Here is an 18,709-nt window from a genome sequence, read left to right on the forward strand (position 1 = left end):
ACGGCCAGGATGCCGGAACCAGCCGCGGGGACCCATGTTCGAACGACTTTACCGCTGGACCCTCGGATTGGCCGGACATCGCCGCGCGGATTGGGCGCTTGGGGTCATTTCCTTCACCGAAAGCTCGTTCTTTCCGATCCCGGCCGATGTGCTTTTCGTGCCGATGGCGCTGGCGCGGCCCGAAAAGATCTGGCGCTATGCGCTGATCGCCTCGGTCACCTCGGTGCTGGGCGGGATCTTCGGCTGGTGCATCGGTCATTACGCCTTCGACCTGCTGGCGCGGCCCTTCCTGGAAGCGACGGGCAAGATGGCGACCTTTGAAGCCCTGAGCGACGGCGCGGGCACCTGGGCGATCCTGCTCATGCTGGTCACCTCGGGGCTGGCGCATATCCCGCCGATGAAGGTGGTGACGATCCTTGCGGGGGTGCTCAGCTTCGATCCGGTGCTGTTCATCCTCTCGGCCATCGTCGCGCGCTCGGCGCGGTTTTACGGCCTTGGCTGGCTGCTGGCGCGATTCGGCGAACGCATCGCCAGCTTTGTCGAGCGCCGTCTGGCCTGGGTCGCAGGCGGGGTGCTGCTTGTGCTGGCCGCGGCCTGGTTTGCCCTGAAAGGAGCCTGAACATGTCCCCGATCCTGACCGCGATGCTGACCCCGCGCGGGCTTGTCGCGCTTGCCGCCGCCGGTTCGGCCGCGGTGCTGATCGCGGCGCTGGTGTTTCAGGCGCTGGGATTTCCGCCCTGCGATCTGTGCGTGCTGCAGCGCTGGCCGCATCTGGTCGCGGCCATTCTGGGGGCGCTGATGCTGCTCTTGCGGCTGCCGATGGCCTTTGCCGGTTTCGGCGCGCTGGCGGCCCTGACCACGAGCGGCTTCGGCCTTTATCATTCCGGCGTCGAGCGCCACATCTTCGCCGGTCCCGACAGCTGCACCACGAACCCGATTGCAAGCCTTTCGGCGCAGGATCTGATGGCGCAGATCTCCGCCGCGCCGCTGGTGCGCTGCGACGAGATCGCCTGGCAGGTCCTGGGCGTCACCATGCCGAACCTGAACGCGGTCGCCTCGCTGGTCTTTGCCGGCCTCTGGATCGCCGCGGCCTTGAGCGATCGTCGCGCCCGCCGCTGAGCGCCAAGGGCGTATTTGAGCCAAGAAAAAGCAGCCGGCTTTTCCTGGTCCAAATACGCAAAATCCGGCCTTTGCCCCCGGGTGCGCCATTCGCCGTTGCACCCAAGCCATGGGTTGCGATATAAGACGACACAACAAAATCTGGCAGAAGAAGCCCCGCGTGACCGATATCATCGACACCTCGGACCCCTCCGGCGACACCCCGAAACGTGCCCACCATGCGGGCCCGGTGGTTTCCATCGCCGAGGAAATGAAGACCGCCTATCTCGATTACGCGATGAGCGTGATCGTGAGCCGCGCCATTCCCGACCTGCGCGACGGGCTCAAACCCGTGCACCGGCGCATCCTTTATGCGATGCATGAAACCGGCAACACGCATGACAAGCCCTATCGCAAATCGGCGCGTCCGGTGGGCGACGTGATGGGGAAATACCACCCGCATGGCGACGCCGCGATCTATGATGCGCTGGTGCGGATGGCGCAGGACTTCTCGATGTCGCTGCCGCTGCTGGACGGGCAGGGCAACTTCGGCTCGATGGACGGCGACAGCGCCGCGGCGATGCGCTACACCGAAGTGCGGATGGACAAGCCCGCCTCGTTCCTGCTGGCCGACATCGAAAAAGACACGGTCGATTTTCAGGACAACTATGACGGCAAGGACCGCGAACCCACGGTTCTGCCGGCGCGGTTCCCGAACATGCTGGTCAATGGCGCGGGCGGCATTGCCGTCGGCATGGCGACGAACATCCCGCCGCACAATCTGGGCGAGGTGATCGACGCGACGCTGGCGCTGATCGAAAACCCGGATCTGAGTTCGGAAGCGCTGATGGACTATGTGCCCGGCCCCGATTTCCCGACCGGCGCGCAGATCATGGGCCGCGGCGGCGCCCGCAAGGCCTATCTGGAGGGCCGCGGTTCCGTCATCATCCGGGCGAAAACCCGGATCGAGGAGATCCGCAAGGACCGTTTCGCGATCATCGTCGACGAGATTCCCTATCAGGTGAACAAGGCGACGATGATCGAGAAGATGGCCGATCTGGTGCGCGAAAAGAAGCTCGAGGGCATTTCCGGCATTGCCGATGAATCCGACCGCGTCGGCGTGCGGGTGGTGATCGAACTCAAGCGCGACGCCACCGCCGATGTCGTTTTGAACCAGCTTTACCGCTTCACCGCGCTGCAAACCTCCTTCGGCTGCAACATGCTGGCCTTGAACGGGGGGCGTCCCGAACAGCTGACGCTGCGCGATTTCCTGAGCCATTTCATCACCTTCCGCGAGGAAGTGGTAGCGCGGCGCACGGCTTACGAGCTGCGCAAGGCGCGCGAGCGCAGCCATATCCTGTGCGGTCTGGCCGTGGCCGTGTCGAACGTCGACGAGGTGGTGGCGACGATCCGCTCCTCGAAGGATCCGGCCGAGGCCCGCGACCGGCTGATGGCACGGCGCTGGCCCGCGCATGAGATCGTCGAATATCTGCGGCTGATCGACGATCCGCTGCATCCGGTCAACGACGACGGCACCTACAACCTGTCGGAAGTTCAGGCCCGTGCCATTCTGGACCTGCGGCTGCAGCGCCTGACCGCGATGGGGGTGCAGGAAGTCACCGAGGAACTCGCCGAACTTGCGGGCAAGATCCGCGATTATCTGGCGATTCTGGCCTCGCGCGAGCGGATCATGGAGATCATCTCGAATGAGCTGCGCGAGGTCCGCGCCGCCCATGCCGTGCCGCGCCGCACCGAGATTGTCGACTGGGCCGGGGATCTCGACGACGAAGACCTGATCGAGCGCGAGGACATGGTGGTGACCATCACCAGCGGCGGCTACATCAAGCGCACGCCTTTGGCCGAATTCCGCGCGCAACGCCGCGGCGGCAAGGGGCTCGCCTCGATGGCAACCAAGGAAGACGATGTCGTCACCACGCTCTTCGTTGCCAATACCCATACGCAGCTTTTGTTCTTCACCACCGATGGCATGGTCTACAGCCTGAAATGCTGGCGCCTGCCCTTGGCCGGGCGGACGTCCAAAGGCAAGGCGATCGTCAACATCCTGCCGATCCCGCAAGGGGTCAGCGTCGCCTCGCTGATGCCGGTCAACGCGCCCGAGGAAACCTGGGAGGAGTTCCAGGTCTTCTTCGCCACCTCGGATGGCGACGTGCGCAGGAATGCGCTCTCCGATTTCGCCAAGGTGATGCGCAACGGCAAACGCGCGATGGAGCTGCCCGAGGGCGTGACGCTGGTTGACACCCGGATGTGCCACGAGGACGACGACATCATGCTGGTGACGGCCTCGGGCCGCGCCATCCGCTTCCCGGTGCCGGAGGTGCGGATCTTCAAGGGCCGCTCCTCGACCGGCGTGCGCGGCGTGCGGCTGGCCGAGGGCGACAAGGTCGTCTCGATGTCGGTGATCCGCCATTTCGAGGCCGAGCCCTGGGAACGCGAAGCCTTCGTCAAGCGCTACCGCGCGGAACTGGGCGGCGAGACCGAGGACGAGGCCGAGACCGAACGCGATGCCGAGGACGAGGCCGAGGGCAGCGAAGGCGTGCTGTCTGACGCCCGTTATGCCGAAATGCTGGCGGCGCAGGATCTGATCCTGACGATCACCGCCAAGGGGCTGGGCAAGATCTCCTCAAGCCACAGCTATCCGGTGCGCGGCCGCGGCGGTCAGGGCGTCACGGCCTTTGAAAAATCGATGCGGGGCGGGGCGCTGGTGGCCTCCTTCCCGGTCGAGCCGACCGATCAGGTGATGCTGGCGACCTCGACCGGGCAATCGATCCGCTGCCCGGTGGCGGGGATCTCCTTCCGCTCCCGCGCGGCCGGGGGGGTGAAGGTGTTCAACACCGGCGCCGAAGAAGAGGTCGTCTCGGTCGCCCGCGTGGCCGATCCGGGCGATGACGAGGCCGAAGCGTAAGACCAAGAACAAACCATGAGGTTGAAGATGCAGAAGATTGTCCCTCTGGCGCTGGTTGCGGCGCTGCTTCCCGTTGCCGCGCTGGCCGAAGGTTCGGTGCGCGGGGCGGAGATTGGTTTCAGCTGGTCGGGGCTGGCCGAGGGCCAGCAGCGGCACAAGAACAATCTCGCGCTTGAAGGGGCGGTGGAATATGGCTTCACCCCGGGCTTTGCCGCGCAGATGGACGTGGCGCAGCACCATTTCACCAACAGCAACGACGAGGCGACGAACGTCACCCTGCATGCGATCGGCCATGTGAATGACGGCTTCGCGGTCGGCGGCTTTCTGGGCCACGAATGGGTTGGCGGCAATCACATGGAGCATTACGGGCTCGAGGCCACGCATGACTTCGGCCTGCTGACGCTTGAGGGCAATGCGACGCTGCTGAAGAATGACGGCAATGATGCGACGATCCTCGGCCTTGATGGCCGCTATGCGCTGACCGACGCGCTGTCGCTGGGCGGCCGGGTGGAGACGGTCAATGCCGATCACGGCTCGGACACCACCGCCTTTGACGCGACGGTGGGCTATGCGATGCCCTCGGGGGTGAAGATCGACGGCTCGCTCGGGCTGGTCGATGGCAACCAGTCGGACCGCGAGCTGACTGTGGGGCTGGGCGTGAAGCTGTTGATGGGCGGCAATGGCGTCACCTTCGGCAAGCGCGGGTTGTCGCAGTCGATCATCGGCAACTGACGCGGTTAAGCCATTCTCAAGACATCCATGCTTTTCTGTCTCTGCCCGAGGGAGAAAAGCATGGATCTTTATCACTGCATGATCGAGCTGAAGAGCGATGCCAAGGCCCTGGCCTTTGCCGCCTCGGTCGAACAATGGATGAGCGAGCTGAAGCAGGAAGGCCTGATCGGCGGCTGGCGGCTGATGCGGCGCAAGATGGGGCTGGCCTCGGGGCCGCATACGGGCTTCATCCTGGAAGTCGAATTCGAAAGCATGGCGGCGCTGGAAAAGGCGTTCCGGTCGGTCGCGCAATTCACCGAGGGCGAGATGCGGCATTACGAGCTGATGCATGCGATGATCGCCTCTTATTCGGTCGGGCTGTACCGGCCTTTCCCCGATGCCGAACGGCGCGAGCGCATCGCGCTGATCTGATCCCGCCATCCGATACCGTTGCACGCGGCCCCCCGGGGCGGTATCAGGCGGCATGGACACACTTCACATCATCGGCGCCGGTCTGGCCGGCTCGGAAGCGGCGTGGCAGGCGGCACAGGCGGGGGTCCCCGTGGTGCTGCATGAAATGCGGCCGCGCGTGGGCACCTTTGCGCATCGTTCCGGCGATTTCGCCGAAATGGTCTGCTCGAATTCCTTCCGCTCGGATGACGACGAAAGGAACGCCGTCGGCCTTCTGCATTGGGAAATGCGCGCGGCGGGCGGGCTGATCATGACCACGGCCGACCGCCATGCCCTGCCTGCGGGCGGGGCGCTGGCGGTGGACCGCGAGGCGTTTTCGGCCGCCGTCACCGCCGCCTTGCGGGCGCATCCGCTGATTTCCGTCTCGGAAGAAGAGATCACCGAGTTGCCCACCGACGGGCATTGGATCATCGCCACCGGGCCGCTGACCTCGGGCGCCTTGGCCGAGAGCATCCGGGCGGTGACGGGCGCCGACAGCCTTGCGTTCTTCGATGCGATCGCGCCGATCGTGCATGCCGAAACCATCGACATGTCCGTCGCCTGGCGGCAAAGCCGCTATGACAAGGGCGAGACCGAGGAAGAACGCACCGCCTATATCAACTGCCCGATGACGAAGGATCAGTACGAGGCCTTCATCGACGCGCTGCTGGCGGCCGAAAAGACCGAGTTTCACGAAGGCGAAACCGCGGGGTATTTCGACGGCTGCCTGCCGATCGAGGTGATGGCGGAACGCGGCCGCGAGACGCTGCGCCACGGGCCGATGAAGCCGGTCGGGCTGACCAATGCCCATGATCCGGCGACCAAGGCTTACGCGGTGGTGCAGCTGCGCCGCGACAATGCGCTTGGCACGCTCTACAATATCGTCGGCTTTCAGACCAAGATGAAGTATGGCGCGCAAACCGCTGTTTTCAGGATGATTCCGGGGTTGGAGCAGGCGTCTTTCGCGCGTCTGGGCGGGATTCACCGCAACACCTTCCTGAACTCGCCGACGCTGCTCGACGATCAGATGCGGCTGCGCGCGCGCGCGAACCTGCGCTTTGCGGGTCAGGTCACCGGGGTCGAGGGCTATGTCGAAAGCGCCGCGATGGGGCTTTTGGCGGGGCGGATGGCGGCGGCCGAGATCAAGGGCGCCAGCCTGCCCGCGCCGGGTCCCGAGACCGCGATGGGCTCGCTTGTGCACCACATCACTGGCGGCGCGGTGGCCAAGACCTTCCAGCCGATGAACGTGAACTTCGGCCTGTTTCCGCCGCTCGACGACGCGCGGGGCGGGCGGCGCGGTCGCAAGGACCGCTACAAGGGCTACACCGATCGCGCCAAGGAGGTCTTCACCGCCTGGCTCGCCGATCAGGCGTGATCACCCGCTTCGCCCCTTCGCCCACCGGCCCGCTGCATCTGGGCCATGCCTATGCGGCGCTGATCGCGCATGACATGGCGCGGGCGGCGGGCGGGCGGTTTCTGCTGCGCATCGAGGATATCGACCGCGCCCGCGCGAAACCGCAGTGGGAGGCGCAGCTGCTTGACGATCTGCGCTGGCTCGGGATCACCTGGGACGGGCCGGTGCTGCGGCAGTCCGACCGTCTGCCCGTTTATCGCCAAACCCTTGAAAAGCTGTGGCAAAAGGGGCTGCTTTACAGCTGTGCCTGCAGCCGCCGCGACATCGAACAGGCGGCCTCGGCGCCGCAGGAGGGGGTGCCGCTTGGCCCCGACGGCATTGTCTATCCCGGCACCTGCCGCGACAAGGGCCGCCCGCGCCCGGGCGAAGGCCTGCCCGACACCGCGCTGCGCCTGCGCATGGACTTTGCCGCGACCGCAACCGGCTTTGACGAAACCGGCTTTGACGAAACTGGCCCCGCCCATCGTGGCCGTCACCGGATCGACCCCGAAACGATGATCCGCAGCGTCGGCGATATCGTTCTGGCCCGGCGCGAGATGGGCACTTCCTATCATCTTGCGGTGGTGCTCGATGATGCGGCGCAGGGCGTCACCCATGTCAGCCGCGGCGAAGATCTGTTCGAGGCGACCTGCATCCATGTCACGCTGCAGCGCCTGCTGGCTCTGCCGGTGCCGGTCTATCACCACCACGGCCTGATCCGCGACCAAGCGGGCAAGCGTCTGGCCAAGCGCGACGATGCCCGGGCGCTGGCGAACTACCGTGCCGAGGGGGCCTCGCCCGCCGATATCCGCCGCCTGATCGGCCTGTAGGTTGCGGTTGGCCGGGCCCCGCCGCTGCAACCGGCGGTTGGATTTTCCACCGGCATCGCGTATGAACATCCCACTGTTTGCCAAGCAGTTTGCGAGGAATTCATGCGATTCGCTGTTTTTGCGGCGGCGTCGGGCCTGATTTTGGGGGCCTGCGACGTGACCAAGACCGATTTCCCGGTCCGCACCGAGGCCGTTCGGGCCGAGGTCGAAGAAATGTCCACCAATGTCATCGTGGTCAAGCTGACGGCCGACAACATCGAGGCCTTCAACACGCCGCGGGATCTTTCGGGCAGCCGGGCCTCGCTCTCCTCTGCCGCCTGGGATTACCGGGTCGGCGTGGGCGACGTGCTTGATGTCACGGTCTGGGACCATCCCGAGCTGACACAGGCGGCGGGCACCGGGCGCACGGTCGAACAGGCGGGCCAGCGCGTGCAGGCCGATGGCACGTTCTTTTACCCCTACGTCGGGCAGGTGCCCGCGCGCGGCAAGACCCCCGAGGCGATCCGCGACGATCTGCGCCAGAAGCTTGCGGCCTTCATCCCCGATCCGCAGGTCGAGGTGCGGGTGGCCAGCTACAAGAGCCAGTCGGTCTCGGTGACGGGCGAGGTGGGCAGCCCCAGCCGCCAGCCGCTGACCGATGTGCCGCTGACGCTGCTCGATGCGATCGACGCGGCGGGCGGGCTGACCGAAACGGCCGATCCGCGCGCGGTCACCATCCGGCGCGGCGGGCGCAGCCATCAGGTCGACATGAAGGCCTTTCTGGAACAGGGCATCGGCGCCAACAACCCGGTGTTGCAAAACGGCGATGTCATCAGCGTCGGGCGGCAGGAGGTGCAGGAGGCCTATCTGCTGGGGCAGATCGTCAAGCCCTCGACGATCGATCTGACGCTGGAGAACATCACCCTGACCCAGGCGCTGACCCGGGTTGGCGGGCTGGCCGAGGACAAGGCCGATGCCCGCGGCATCTTCGTCTTCCGCGACGAGCCGATGGGGATCACCGTCTATCAGCTCGACGCCTCGAACCCGACCGCCTATCTGATCGGCACCCGCTTCGTTTTGTGGCCGCAAGACGTGATCTATGTGACCTCGGCCCCGGTCTATCGCTGGAACCGGCTGATTTCGAGCATCTTGCCGACGGTGACGGTGGTGAAGACCACCGGCGACATCAGCACGGATTGAGCGCCATGTTCCGTTCGGTTCTGGTCGTCTGTGTCGGCAATATCTGTCGCTCTCCGCTGGGTGAAGCGGTTCTGGCCCGGGCGCTGCCGGGGCTGCGGCTGTCCTCGGCGGGGCTGGCGGCGGTGGTGGGGCAGGGCGCCGATGCCGATGCGGCGCGGGCCGCGGCCGAGGTCGGGCTGGATCTTTCGGGCCATGTCGCGCGCCAGCTGACCGCCGGGATCGGCGCGGCGCAGGATCTGATCCTGGTGATGGAACCGGGCCACCGTGCCGAGATCTTCCGCCGTTTTCCGGCGCTTTCGGGGCGGGTGATGCTGTTTGACCACTGGACCGGCGGGCAGGGCATCGCCGATCCGTTCCGCCGCGATCTGGCCGTGCATCGCGCGACGCGCGACCGGATCCTGGCCGCGGCGCAGCCCTGGATCGCGCGGCTTGGCCGCAACGACGAAAACGGCGCCTCCGCCTGACGCTTGGCCGGGCGGGGCCTGCTTGCGGGACCCTTCGTCCCGATCTGATGTTTGATTGATTGACAGGAAAGCCGATGACCAGCACTGCCCCCCGTCCGACCCCGGAACAGACCGACGAGATCGATCTGATGGAGCTTGCGGCGCATCTTTGGGCGGGCAAGCTCTGGATTGCCGGGATCACCGCGGCGGCGCTGGCGCTGGGGGTGTTTTCGGTGCTGCGCGCGACGCCGGTCTATCAGGCCGAGGGGCTGTTGCAGCTGGAGGCGAAATCGGGGGCGCTGGCGCTGCCCGAGGGGATGCAGGAACTGCTCAGCGGCGATCTGGGCGCGAAATCCCCCGGCGAGGCCGAGATGGCGATCATGAAATCGCGGATGGTGATGAGCGAAGTGGTGCAGGGGCTGAACCTGCAGATCGTCGCCGAGCCGCGGCCCTGGCCTGTGCTGGGCATGTTGCCGGTGCGGCTCGGGGTGCCGGATCTGCTGTTTCCGGCCTTCCAGCATGGCAACGAGGCGATCGCGATCAGCGTTCTTGACCTGCCCGAGGCGCTTTTGGGCGAAGATCTGTGGCTGCGGATCACCGCACCGGGGGAATTCCGGCTGACCCTGCCCGACGGCGCGGTGCTGGAGGGTCCGATGCGGCGGCGGCTGTCGCTGCCCGAGGCGGGGGTGACGATCCTTGTCGACCGGCTCGAAGGGCCGGTGGGGCGCGAATTTCTGGTTTCGAAACAGGCGCTGCCCGACAGGGTGCAGGAGTTGCAGGAAAACTTCGCCGTCGCCGAGGCGCCGAAGGGCTCGTCGATCCTCAAGGTCAGCTATCGCGATCCGGTGCCCGAGCGCGCCGAGCGGATTCTGGATGCGATCGCCCAGGCCTATGTGAGCCAGAACGTCAGCCGCTCCGCCGCCGAGGCGCGCAACTCTCTCGACTTCATCGACGCGCAGCTGCCCAAGGCCGAGGTGGCGGTGGCAGCGGCGCAGGATGCGCTGAACGCCTATCGGCAGGCGCAGCAATCGGTGGATGTCGATTACGAGACCAAGGCGCTTTTGGACCGCGCGACGCAGATCGAGACCGAACTGAACGCGCTCACGCTGAAGGAAGAAGAGCTGAAGGACCGCTTCACCATCAATCACCCGGTCTATCTGGCGTTGCTGCAAAACCGCGCCACGCTCGAGGCGCAGCTGGCCGAGCTGCGCAAGACGACGGCCAACCTGCCGGAAACGCAAAAGGAAATCTTCAACCTGAGCCGCAATCTGGAAGTGGCGCAGCAGGTCTATGTGCAGCTTCTGAACCGGCAGCAGGAATTGCGGGTGGTGCAGGCCTCGACGGTGGGCTCGGTGCGGATCATCGACACCGCCTATGCAAGCGACATCAAGGTGTCGCCGCGGGCGGGGCGGATCATGGCGGTGGCGCTGCTGCTGGGGCTGGTGCTGGGGGCGGCGGCGGTGTTCGGGCGGCGGCTGCTGAACCGCGGCATCCGCGGCGCGCAGGAGTTGGAAAAGCTCGGCCTGCCGGTCTTTGCGACGGTGAATTTCTCGCCCGAGGCGGCCAACCATCGCCGCCGCAAGGGCGCCTTGCCGATCATGGCGCTGAGCAACCCGGACGATCTGGTGATCGAGGCCCTGCGCAGCCTGCGCACCTCGCTGCATTTCGGCATGCTGGATGCGCGCACGAACACGGTGCTGATCACCTCGGCCGCGCCGGGGGCGGGCAAGAGCTTCACCTCGGTCAATTTCGCCGCGGTGGCGGCGCAGGCGGGGCAGCGGGTGTGTCTGGTCGATGCCGATCTGCGCAAGGGCTATCTGCGGCGCTATTTCGGCCTGGACCGGAGCCATCCGGGGCTGTCGGACTATCTGGCGCGCGAACGCACGCTCGAGGAGGTGCTGACCGAGGGCCCGATCGCCGGGCTGTCGGTGATCACCTCGGGGCGGTTTCCGCCGAACCCTTCGGAACTTTTGATGCGGGCCGAATTCGAGGCGCTGCTGCAGGCGCTTTCGGCGCGGTTCGATCTGGTGATCATCGACAGCCCGCCGGCGCTGGCGGTGACCGATCCGGTGGTGATCGGCCGCTTCACCGGGGCGCGGATCGTTGTCGCGCGGCATCTGGAAACCATGGCGGGCGAGATCGAGGCGGTCAAACGCGCCTTCGAGACCGCGGGCAGCACGATCACCGGGGCGATCCTGAACGGCTACAAGGTCGAGGAGGGGGCCCGCTACGGCGGCGCCCATCATTATTACAACTACCGCTATGACTACAAATCCGACCGGCGCTGACGGGCGCGGCGGCATCGCTGCGGCAGGCCCGACACGCCGGGGTGATATCGCGCGGGTTTCGCTCTGCTTTCGGTTGACTGCGCCGGTCGGACGAAGCAGGTTGGGTGAAAGTTCAAGGTATAATAGCGGCAGGGCAGTGACAGAATGTCGAGACCGTCGAAAGCAATTTTTCTGATCTCTTCCCTCGGCCTGCTTGCGGGACTGTCGGGCCTTCCGGCCGCGGCCGGGCCGACCGGGACGGCCTGGGGCTACAACAGTTACGGCGTGCCCGGGCTGATCGACATGCCCGGCGCCTTCGGCCGCGAAGACGGCGAGCTGAGCTATGGCGTCAGCCATTTCCAGAACCAGACCCGGCATGCGCTGACCTTCCAGATCTCCGAGCGCTTCTCGGCCTCGTTCCGCTATGCGCTGCTTTACAACATCCGGCGTCATCCCGGCGGCACGGTCGGGCCCTATCGCTATGACCGCAGCTTTTCCGTGCAGTATCGGTTCCTTGACGAGGGCAGCTACCGCCCGGCCTTCGCGGTCGGGATCAACGACATCGTCGGCACCGGGATCTATGGCGGCGAATATGTGGTGGCCAGCAAGACCCTTTCGCCGCAGCTGCGGGCCTCGCTCGGGCTGGGCTGGGGGCGGCTTGGCTCTCATGGCGGCTTCAGCAATCCGCTGGGCGTGCTGGCGAGCCGGTTCAAGACCCGGCGCATGCGGACCTCGGACGGGCTGGGGGGCTCGTTCAACGCCGGGGAATGGTTCCATGGCGATGCGGCCTTCTTCGGCGGGCTGGAATGGCGCCCGAACGACCGCTGGCGGCTGGTGGCCGAATATTCCTCGGATGATTACGCCCGCGAGGACGGCGCCGCCTTCGACCGCAGATCGCCGCTGAACTTCGGGGTGGATTATCACCACAACGACCGCACCACGCTGAGCGCGCGCTATCTCTACGGCTCGGAACTCGGGCTGCAGGTCACCTATGCGCTGAACCCGAAACAGCCGCGCATGGGCTCGGGGCTGGATGCCGCGCCGCCGCCCGTCGTGCCGCGCGCGGGCCTGGCCGGGCAAAGCCCCGATCTGGACGACAGCGCGCTGATCGCCGCCGTCCGGACCGCGCTGGACAAGGAGGGGCTGAGCCTGCACGGGCTTGCCCGCGACGGCGACACCCTGCGCATCCAGATCGGCAATGACCGCTATCCGATCGCCGCCCAGGCCACCGGCCGCGCCGCCCGCGCGCTGACCGGCCTCGCCCCCGCCCATGTCGAGCGCTTCGAGATCCGGCTGACCGAAAAGGGGATGCCGGTCTCCTCGGTGCTGCTGCGCCGCGCCGATCTGGAGGCGCTGGAATTCCACCCCGTCGCCTCCGATCTGATGCGCGCCCGCACCCGGATCGCCGATGCGCCGCAGTCGCTGGCGCCGAACGGCGGCCATTTCCCGGCCTTCACCGCGGCGCTGGAACCCTATGTGACGCCAAGCTTCTTCGACCCGGATTCGCCTTTGCGCATCGATGCCGGGGCGGCGGCCACGGCCCGGTATGAGCCGATGGCGGGCCTGGTTTTCTCGGGGCGGCTGCAACAGAAACTGGCGGGCAACCTTGACAAGACCATCCGCCCCTCGACCTCGGTGCTGCCGCATGTGCGCTCGGACGGCTATCTTTACGCCAAGGGCAGCGACACCAGCCTGACCGAACTGACCGCCGCCTGGTATCTGCGGCCGGGGCGGGACCTTTATGGCCGGGTGACCTTCGGCCTTCTGGAACAGATGTATGGCGGGGTGTCCTCGGAACTGCTCTGGAAGCCGCAAAACAGCCGCCTCGCGCTGGGGGCCGAGGTGAACTGGACGAAGCAGCGCGCCTTTGACGACATGTTCGGCTTTCGCGATTACGATGTCGCCACCGGCCATGTCTCGGCCTATTACCAGTTCGACGGCGGCTTCATGGGGCAGATCGATGTCGGCCGCTATCTGGCGGGCGACACCGGGGCGACGCTGACGTTGGCGCGCGAATTCGACAACGGCTGGAAGATCGGCGCCTTTGCCACGCTCACCAATGTCTCCTCCGAGGATTTCGGCGAGGGCTCCTTTGACAAGGGGATCAGCCTGACGATCCCGATCGACTGGATCACCGGCAAGCCGGAACGGCGGGCGATCAATACCACGATCCGGCCGGTGCAGCGCGATGGCGGCGCGCGGCTTTCGGTGCCGGGGCGGCTTTACGAAACCGTGCGCGGCCAGCAGGCCTCGGCGCTGGATGCATCCTGGGGGCGGTTCTGGAAATGACGGGAAAAGCGCTTGTTCTGCTTGCCTGCGCCGCGGCTCTGGCCGGTTGCGGGCCCTCGCCGCGGCACCAGGCCGAGCTGGCCGCCGCCGCGCAGCCGTTTCTGACCGCGCCGCTGATCCGCGCCGATCTGCCCGCGCGCAAGGCCCGGGCGGTGCTGCGCCCGGTGGGGCAGAATGGCACCGTCAGCACCTGGCAGACGCTGGACCGGATCACGCTCTCCTTTGACGACGGCATTCTGGTCGCCAGCCGCGGTCTGGGCGACGATCTGATGGGGGCCGATGCCGCCCCCACCCGCGCCGCGCTGGCCGGGCAGGCGGAGGGGGTCTACCGGCGCAAGCTGCGCTATCTGACCGGGGACAACCATTCGACCTGGCTGACGGCGGGCTGTGTGATGCGGGCTCTGGGGGTTGAAAACGGGCTGCGCCGGTTCGAGGAAAGCTGCCGCGCGCGCGACCACGCCTTCACCAATGTCTTCGAGCTTGATTCGGCCGGGAGGGTGGCAAAATCCCGGCAATGGCTCTCTCCCGCTTTGGGATATGTTGATATCGGGCCATTCAACCTAGGCGAAACTGAGGCAATGCCCGGCAGAAGCGGCTGAAATGCCCTTGAAGCGGCGTGACAAGCTTTGCAGACAAGGCCCCGCATGGTAGTCTGGGTCAAATTTTTCGGGAGACGATCATGAAGAAAATCTGTCTTGCATGCCTTCTTTGCGCCCTGCCGTTCGCGGCCCAGGCGCAGCAAGTTCCGGGCGCGGCGCGGGTCTCGACCAAGGCGCCCGCGGCACAGCCCGCGACCGTCAAAACCCCGGCCGCCAAAACTCCGACCGCCAAACCCGGCGCGCCCGGCGGCGCGGCGGCTGAGGCGAAAGAGGCCGGTGTCGAACCTGAAGCCACCGGTTTCCTGCCGCTGCTTGGTGGTCTTGGTGCCCTTGGCGGCGTGGCCGCGGCCGGTGTGGTGGCGGCGGCCGTGGCGGGCGGCGGCGGCGGTGCCACCACCGACACGCAATAAGCACGGCGCCGAACGGCCGTCTTCCGGCGGGGCCGACAGGCTCCGCCGGTGCTGATCACTGCGGCCTCAGCATTGCGGATAGCCCATCCGGATCAGCTCTGCGCCGCTGACCTTGTAATAGCCGTTGGTGATGTAGCGCGCCTTGGTCATGAACCACGAGCGCAGCGGCTCGCTGTAATTGCGGGCCATCACCTGCGACCAATAGTCGAAATCGCGCTGCGGCAATGGAATGCCGTTCTTGCTCGGGCCGTGAAAGCCCAGCACGGCATCCGGCGCGACGCAGACATTGGGCAGGCTCAGATACATCGTGCAGGCCGACAGGCAGGTGCCGCGCAGCTCGACCCGCTGCCCCATCGAGCGCATCCGGTCGATCTGGTCGCTGCGTTTGCCAAGATAGCCGCCCCGGTCCGCGGTGACGATGATCGGATTGGTGGCCAGATACATGTCCTGCGCCCGGGATGCCCCCGGCGGCATGCCGACCAATCCAAAGACCATGAAAGCGCCTGCGATCCTGCGCGCGGCAAAGCGCGGCAGGACCCGCAGACGGGTTGCCTGTTCCCACATAAGATTACCCCTTCGTTCCCACTTCACGTCGGGGGGATGGCCCTCACCATCATGCTTCCCCGACACCCGGAAGCCAGCAGACAGCAAGGATCTTAAGGAGTGGTGAGCGGGGCCCGGACCGGGGCGCGTTCTTCGTCTCAAACTTGAGGCGAATGACCGGGATTTTTCGCGGGCCGCGCCGTGCCGGGCCGATTTCCCGCGCCGATTTGCGGCCTGCCCGGGCGAAAGCCGCGCAGATCGAACATGCTTAACGGATCGGTAGTGTTTTCCTGCGCATCCTGTGATAGCGAGTGTGGAAAAAGGTTCGAACGGATGTCGGCTCTTCTCATCTTCCCGGTTTGCGCGATCCTGTGGATGGTTCTCAATGCCAGGCTCGGGCTCGTGCGGGACCAGCCGCCGCAATATGACGCGGAGGCCGCCGCGCCGCCCGCGCCCGATCCGGACGCCGAGGCCGCGCCGCCGCAGACGCAGGTGACGCGCGCCTGAGGGCCGCCGGTTCCGGCAGCCCGGGCGCTGCCTTGACCCCGTTCCGGATTGGCTGCGGTCTTCAAGGGCTTGCGGTACGCCGGAATTGACGGGGCCCTTCATGGATGGCATGGCAGGGGCAAAGGGCGTGACGGCGCCGCAGCTTGCGCCGATCTGTGCCGGGGGCGCGACGCCCTTTGTCGATGAACGGAGACATGCCTTGAGCGCAGACCTTCCCCGCGTCCTGATCACCGGCACCGCCGGTTTCATCGGTTTCCACCTTGCCCGGCAGCTGCTGGCCGAGGGCTGGCGGGTGCAGGGCTATGACGGGATGACCGATTATTACGATGTCGCGCTCAAGCAGCGCCGCCATGCGATCTTGCGCGACCATCCGCATTTCACCGCGACCGAGGCGATGCTGGAAGATCAGCCCCGCTTCGATGCCGTGGCCGACGCCTTCCGCCCCGAGGTGATCGTGCATCTGGCCGCCCAGGCCGGGGTGCGCTACAGCCTTGAAAATCCGCGCGCCTATCTCGACAGCAACGTGATCGGCACCTTCACCGTGATCGAGGCGGCGCGGCGGCTGAAGGTGAAACACCTGCTGATCGCCTCGACTTCCTCGGTTTACGGTGCCAACACCGAGATGCCCTTTGCCGAGACCGACAAGGCCGACACGCAGCTGACGATCTATGCGGCGACGAAAAAGGCCAATGAAAGCATGGCCCATGCCTATGCGCATCTGTGGAACCTGCCGACGACGATGTTCCGCTTCTTCACCGTCTATGGTCCCTGGGGGCGGCCGGATCTGGCGCTTTACAAATTCGTCGATGCGATCCTTGATGACCGGCCGATCGACATTTACAACCACGGCGAGATGTATCGTGACTTCACCTATATCGATGACCTCGTGCGCGGGATCCGGCTTTTGATCGATGCGGTGCCGGTGCGTCCGGCGGATGGCGTGGTGCCCGCGGGCGACAGCCTGTCGCCGGTGGCGCCCTATCGCATCGTCAACATCGGCAATTCCGACAAGGTGCGGCTGCTCGATTTCGTCGAGGCGATCGAGGCCTGTCTGGGCAAGACGGCGATCAGAAACTACATGCCGATGCAGAAGGGCGATGTGCCCGCGACCTTTGCCGATGCGACGCTGCTGCACAGCCTGACCGGCTACCGGCCGCAGACCGATTTCCGCGACGGCATCGCCCGCTTCGTGGCCTGGTATCGCGACCATTACGCGAAATGACCGGGCTTCGGGCCGCTGCCGCCGCGCTGTGAAAGCCGCGGCGGCCGTGCTATCGTTGCGGCGAACGGGCCTTTGGGGCGGGAGAGACGAAGATGAGATCTGCGGTGGTTCTGGCGGTTCTTGGCAGTCTGGCGCTGGCGATGCCCGCGCCGACGCTGGCGCAATCGGCGCCGAAGACCGGAAGCCAGACCGAAAAGGACGAAAGCAAACCCGCAGTGGTCCTGCCCGAGGGCGACCTGCCCGTCGGCCGCGCCACCAACCTGGTGTTCCTGCTGCCGCTTCTGGGCGGGGTGGCGGGGCTTGCGGCGCTTTCGGCGGGCGGCGGCGGCGGCAGCTCGACCCCCTCCACCAACTGAGCGCCCCCGGATCGCGCCGTCTTACTCGGCGACGGCGTTGACCGAAGAGACCAGCAGCGAGGGCGTCAGCGCCTTGATCACGTTGCTCCAGTGCTGCACCGGCTGGGCGGCGACGAAGATCACGTCATTGGCATGCAGATCGAAGCGCGTCGCCAGCAGCATCGCCGCCATGTTGCCCGCGTCCAGATGCCAGGCGGTGATCGCGTCATATTCCAGCGGATCGGCAGAGCCGCGCAGCACATAGATCTCTTTCGGGTTCGAACTGGCCGTGCTCAGCCCGCCGCCCGCATCGTAAAGCGCATCCGCCAGCGTCGCCTTGCGGTCGAAGGGCAGGGGATAGCGGCTTTGCTTGCCGATCTCGCCGGTGAGATAGACGTGATCGCGCGCCTCTGCCCCCAGATCGAGCCGCGTGGCAAAGGTCTCGCGCGCCTCGGACAGCTCGGACCGGCGCAGCGCCACCTCGGTCTGCAGCGCCTCGAGCCGCGACTTGCGCTCGGCCTGACGGAAATTCGCCAGCGTGATCTGCTGCTCGAAATAGGCCGCCGCCCTGTCCAGCGCATAGCCGCTGTCGACGAACAGGCTGTCGCCCGCCGCAAGCGGCAGCTGCCCCACCGCGGGGTCGTCCTGCACCGCCTTCAGCGGCATCTGGTAAAGCTTGCCGCCGCGATGCAGCCGCACCAGCGCAGTATCCGCATCGGCGGATTTCACCCCGCCCACCGCCGCCAGCGCCGCGTCCAGATGCAGCGGCGCCAGCGTCACCGGCACCACCCCGGGCGCCGCGACATCGCCGCCGATCGCCACGTTCTGCGAGCGGAATTCGGCGATTTCCAGCGAGAAGGTCGGGTCGATCTTCCGGTCGAGGAAGCTTTGGAACAGCGTCGCCTCGGCATCGTCGACGGTCTGACCGGCGATCTGCACCCGCCCGACCGTCGGCACCGAGATCGTGCCGTCATCTTGCACCGTATAGCCCTGCCGCGCGGTCTGCGCGGCAAGGATGCCGGTCAGCTGCCCGACCGTGCTGCCGTCGCGCGGCGTGGCCAGCAGCACGACATCGCCGACGCCGATCCGGTAGCTTGCGGGGGCAAGCGGCGGCGGCAGGCGCATCTGCGGCGGTGCGGGGCGCGCGAGGCGCGGCAGCGTCGCCTCGGGCGCGGCGACGGGCGCGGCCAGCGTGCCGCCAAGGCCCGCGGTCTGACGGAAATAGCCGGGCAATTGCCGCGGCTGATAGGGGGCGGCATTGGCCACCAGCACCGATTCCGCGGTGATCGGCAGGACGCGGACCTTGCCCTCGGCGCTGACGCCGGGGCGGACCTTGGCGCCATGATAGGCGACGCCGCAGCCGCCCAGTGCCTGAGAGAGCATCGTCGCGGTCAGCAGCACGGTCAGCAGGCGCAAGGTCATCTCCGGGGCAACGCGCTTCCGGGCAACGGCGGGCGCACTGCTTCCGCTCTAGGCCGCGGGCGCGAGATTCGCAATCTGGCCGTGCCCC

Annotated in this window: 18 protein-coding genes; 16 read left to right on the forward strand and 2 right to left on the reverse strand. The window is 66.6% G+C overall.

Annotated elements, in window-relative coordinates; all coding sequences use genetic code 11:
• Nucleotides 1-34 precede the first annotated feature (34 nt).
• The 13 genes from LY44_RS03470 (at nt 35) to LY44_RS03530 (ending at nt 14,592) form a co-directional block, all read left to right on the forward strand.
• Entirely contained in the window at nt 35-619 is a 585-nt protein-coding gene (locus tag LY44_RS03470; protein ID WP_055208571.1) for a YqaA family protein, read from the forward strand.
• 2 nt (nt 620-621) lie between these two features.
• A complete protein-coding gene (locus LY44_RS03475) occupies nt 622-1,119 on the forward strand; it encodes a disulfide bond formation protein B (protein ID WP_111395952.1) in 498 nt (165 codons plus the stop codon).
• 250 nt (nt 1,120-1,369) lie between these two features.
• A complete protein-coding gene (gene gyrA, locus LY44_RS03480) occupies nt 1,370-4,021 on the forward strand; it encodes a DNA gyrase subunit A (RefSeq protein ID WP_236692503.1) in 2,652 nt (883 codons plus the stop codon).
• 27 nt (nt 4,022-4,048) lie between these two features.
• Entirely contained in the window at nt 4,049-4,753 is a 705-nt protein-coding gene (locus LY44_RS03485) for a hypothetical protein (RefSeq protein WP_139182423.1), read from the forward strand.
• 60 nt (nt 4,754-4,813) lie between these two features.
• Complete coding sequence (locus tag LY44_RS03490; protein WP_013067686.1) at nt 4,814-5,164, forward strand: DUF6614 family protein; 351 nt, start codon at nt 4,814-4,816, stop codon at nt 5,162-5,164.
• A 52-nt stretch (nt 5,165-5,216) separates the two neighbouring features.
• Complete coding sequence (gene trmFO, locus LY44_RS03495; protein WP_055208566.1) at nt 5,217-6,557, forward strand: methylenetetrahydrofolate--tRNA-(uracil(54)-C(5))-methyltransferase (FADH(2)-oxidizing) TrmFO; 1,341 nt, start codon at nt 5,217-5,219, stop codon at nt 6,555-6,557.
• Nucleotides 6,554-7,405 (forward strand): tRNA glutamyl-Q(34) synthetase GluQRS, encoded by an 852-nt coding sequence (gluQRS, locus tag LY44_RS03500; protein WP_055208564.1) that lies wholly within the window; start codon nt 6,554-6,556, stop codon nt 7,403-7,405. The genes trmFO and gluQRS overlap by 4 nt, the downstream gene beginning before the upstream one ends.
• 102 nt (nt 7,406-7,507) lie before the next feature.
• Nucleotides 7,508-8,584 (forward strand): polysaccharide export protein, encoded by a 1,077-nt coding sequence (locus tag LY44_RS03505; protein ID WP_055208562.1) that lies wholly within the window; start codon nt 7,508-7,510, stop codon nt 8,582-8,584.
• Nucleotides 8,585-8,589: 5 nt separating this feature from the next.
• Complete coding sequence (locus LY44_RS03510) at nt 8,590-9,048, forward strand: arsenate reductase/protein-tyrosine-phosphatase family protein (protein WP_055208560.1); 459 nt, start codon at nt 8,590-8,592, stop codon at nt 9,046-9,048.
• A 74-nt stretch (nt 9,049-9,122) separates the two neighbouring features.
• The gene (locus tag LY44_RS03515) at nt 9,123-11,315 is read left to right on the forward strand and encodes a polysaccharide biosynthesis tyrosine autokinase (protein ID WP_055208558.1); all 2,193 of its coding nucleotides are present in this window, start codon (nt 9,123-9,125) and stop codon (nt 11,313-11,315) included.
• 144 nt (nt 11,316-11,459) lie between these two features.
• Nucleotides 11,460-13,583, forward strand: coding sequence for a YjbH domain-containing protein (locus tag LY44_RS03520; RefSeq protein ID WP_055208557.1), 2,124 nt, complete (start codon nt 11,460-11,462; stop codon nt 13,581-13,583).
• Complete coding sequence (locus LY44_RS03525) at nt 13,580-14,182, forward strand: YjbF family lipoprotein (protein ID WP_055208555.1); 603 nt, start codon at nt 13,580-13,582, stop codon at nt 14,180-14,182. Before LY44_RS03520 ends, LY44_RS03525 begins: the two co-directional genes overlap by 4 nt.
• 80 nt (nt 14,183-14,262) lie before the next feature.
• Nucleotides 14,263-14,592, forward strand: coding sequence for a hypothetical protein (locus LY44_RS03530; protein ID WP_055208553.1), 330 nt, complete (start codon nt 14,263-14,265; stop codon nt 14,590-14,592).
• 66 nt (nt 14,593-14,658) lie between these two features.
• Here the strand turns inward: LY44_RS03530 and LY44_RS03535 are convergent, their stop codons facing one another.
• Nucleotides 14,659-15,087, reverse strand: a complete 429-nt coding sequence (locus LY44_RS03535; RefSeq protein ID WP_223230740.1) for a hypothetical protein — start codon at nt 15,085-15,087, stop codon at nt 14,659-14,661.
• 381 nt (nt 15,088-15,468) lie between these two features.
• On the opposite strand from LY44_RS03535, the gene LY44_RS17815 reads away from it, so the two are divergent.
• From LY44_RS17815 to LY44_RS03545, 3 genes are all read left to right on the forward strand, one after another.
• Nucleotides 15,469-15,642, forward strand: a complete 174-nt coding sequence (locus tag LY44_RS17815) for a hypothetical protein (RefSeq protein ID WP_160320009.1) — start codon at nt 15,469-15,471, stop codon at nt 15,640-15,642.
• A 199-nt stretch (nt 15,643-15,841) separates the two neighbouring features.
• Entirely contained in the window at nt 15,842-16,864 is a 1,023-nt protein-coding gene (locus LY44_RS03540; RefSeq protein WP_055208955.1) for an NAD-dependent epimerase/dehydratase family protein, read from the forward strand.
• A 92-nt stretch (nt 16,865-16,956) separates the two neighbouring features.
• Complete coding sequence (locus LY44_RS03545) at nt 16,957-17,220, forward strand: hypothetical protein (protein ID WP_055208549.1); 264 nt, start codon at nt 16,957-16,959, stop codon at nt 17,218-17,220.
• Nucleotides 17,221-17,241: 21 nt separating this feature from the next.
• Here LY44_RS03545 and LY44_RS03550 read toward each other — a convergent pair whose 3' ends face one another.
• Nucleotides 17,242-18,621 carry a polysaccharide biosynthesis/export family protein gene (locus LY44_RS03550; RefSeq protein WP_173644526.1) on the reverse strand — a complete coding sequence of 460 codons (1,380 nt, stop codon included), beginning with the start codon at nt 18,619-18,621 and terminating at the stop codon, nt 17,242-17,244.
• Between the last annotated feature and the right edge of the window lie 88 nt (nt 18,622-18,709).

Origin of the sequence: Rhodobacter capsulatus, from assembly GCF_003254295.1 — a bacterium.
Taxonomy (GTDB): Bacteria; Pseudomonadota; Alphaproteobacteria; order Rhodobacterales; family Rhodobacteraceae; genus Rhodobacter; species Rhodobacter capsulatus.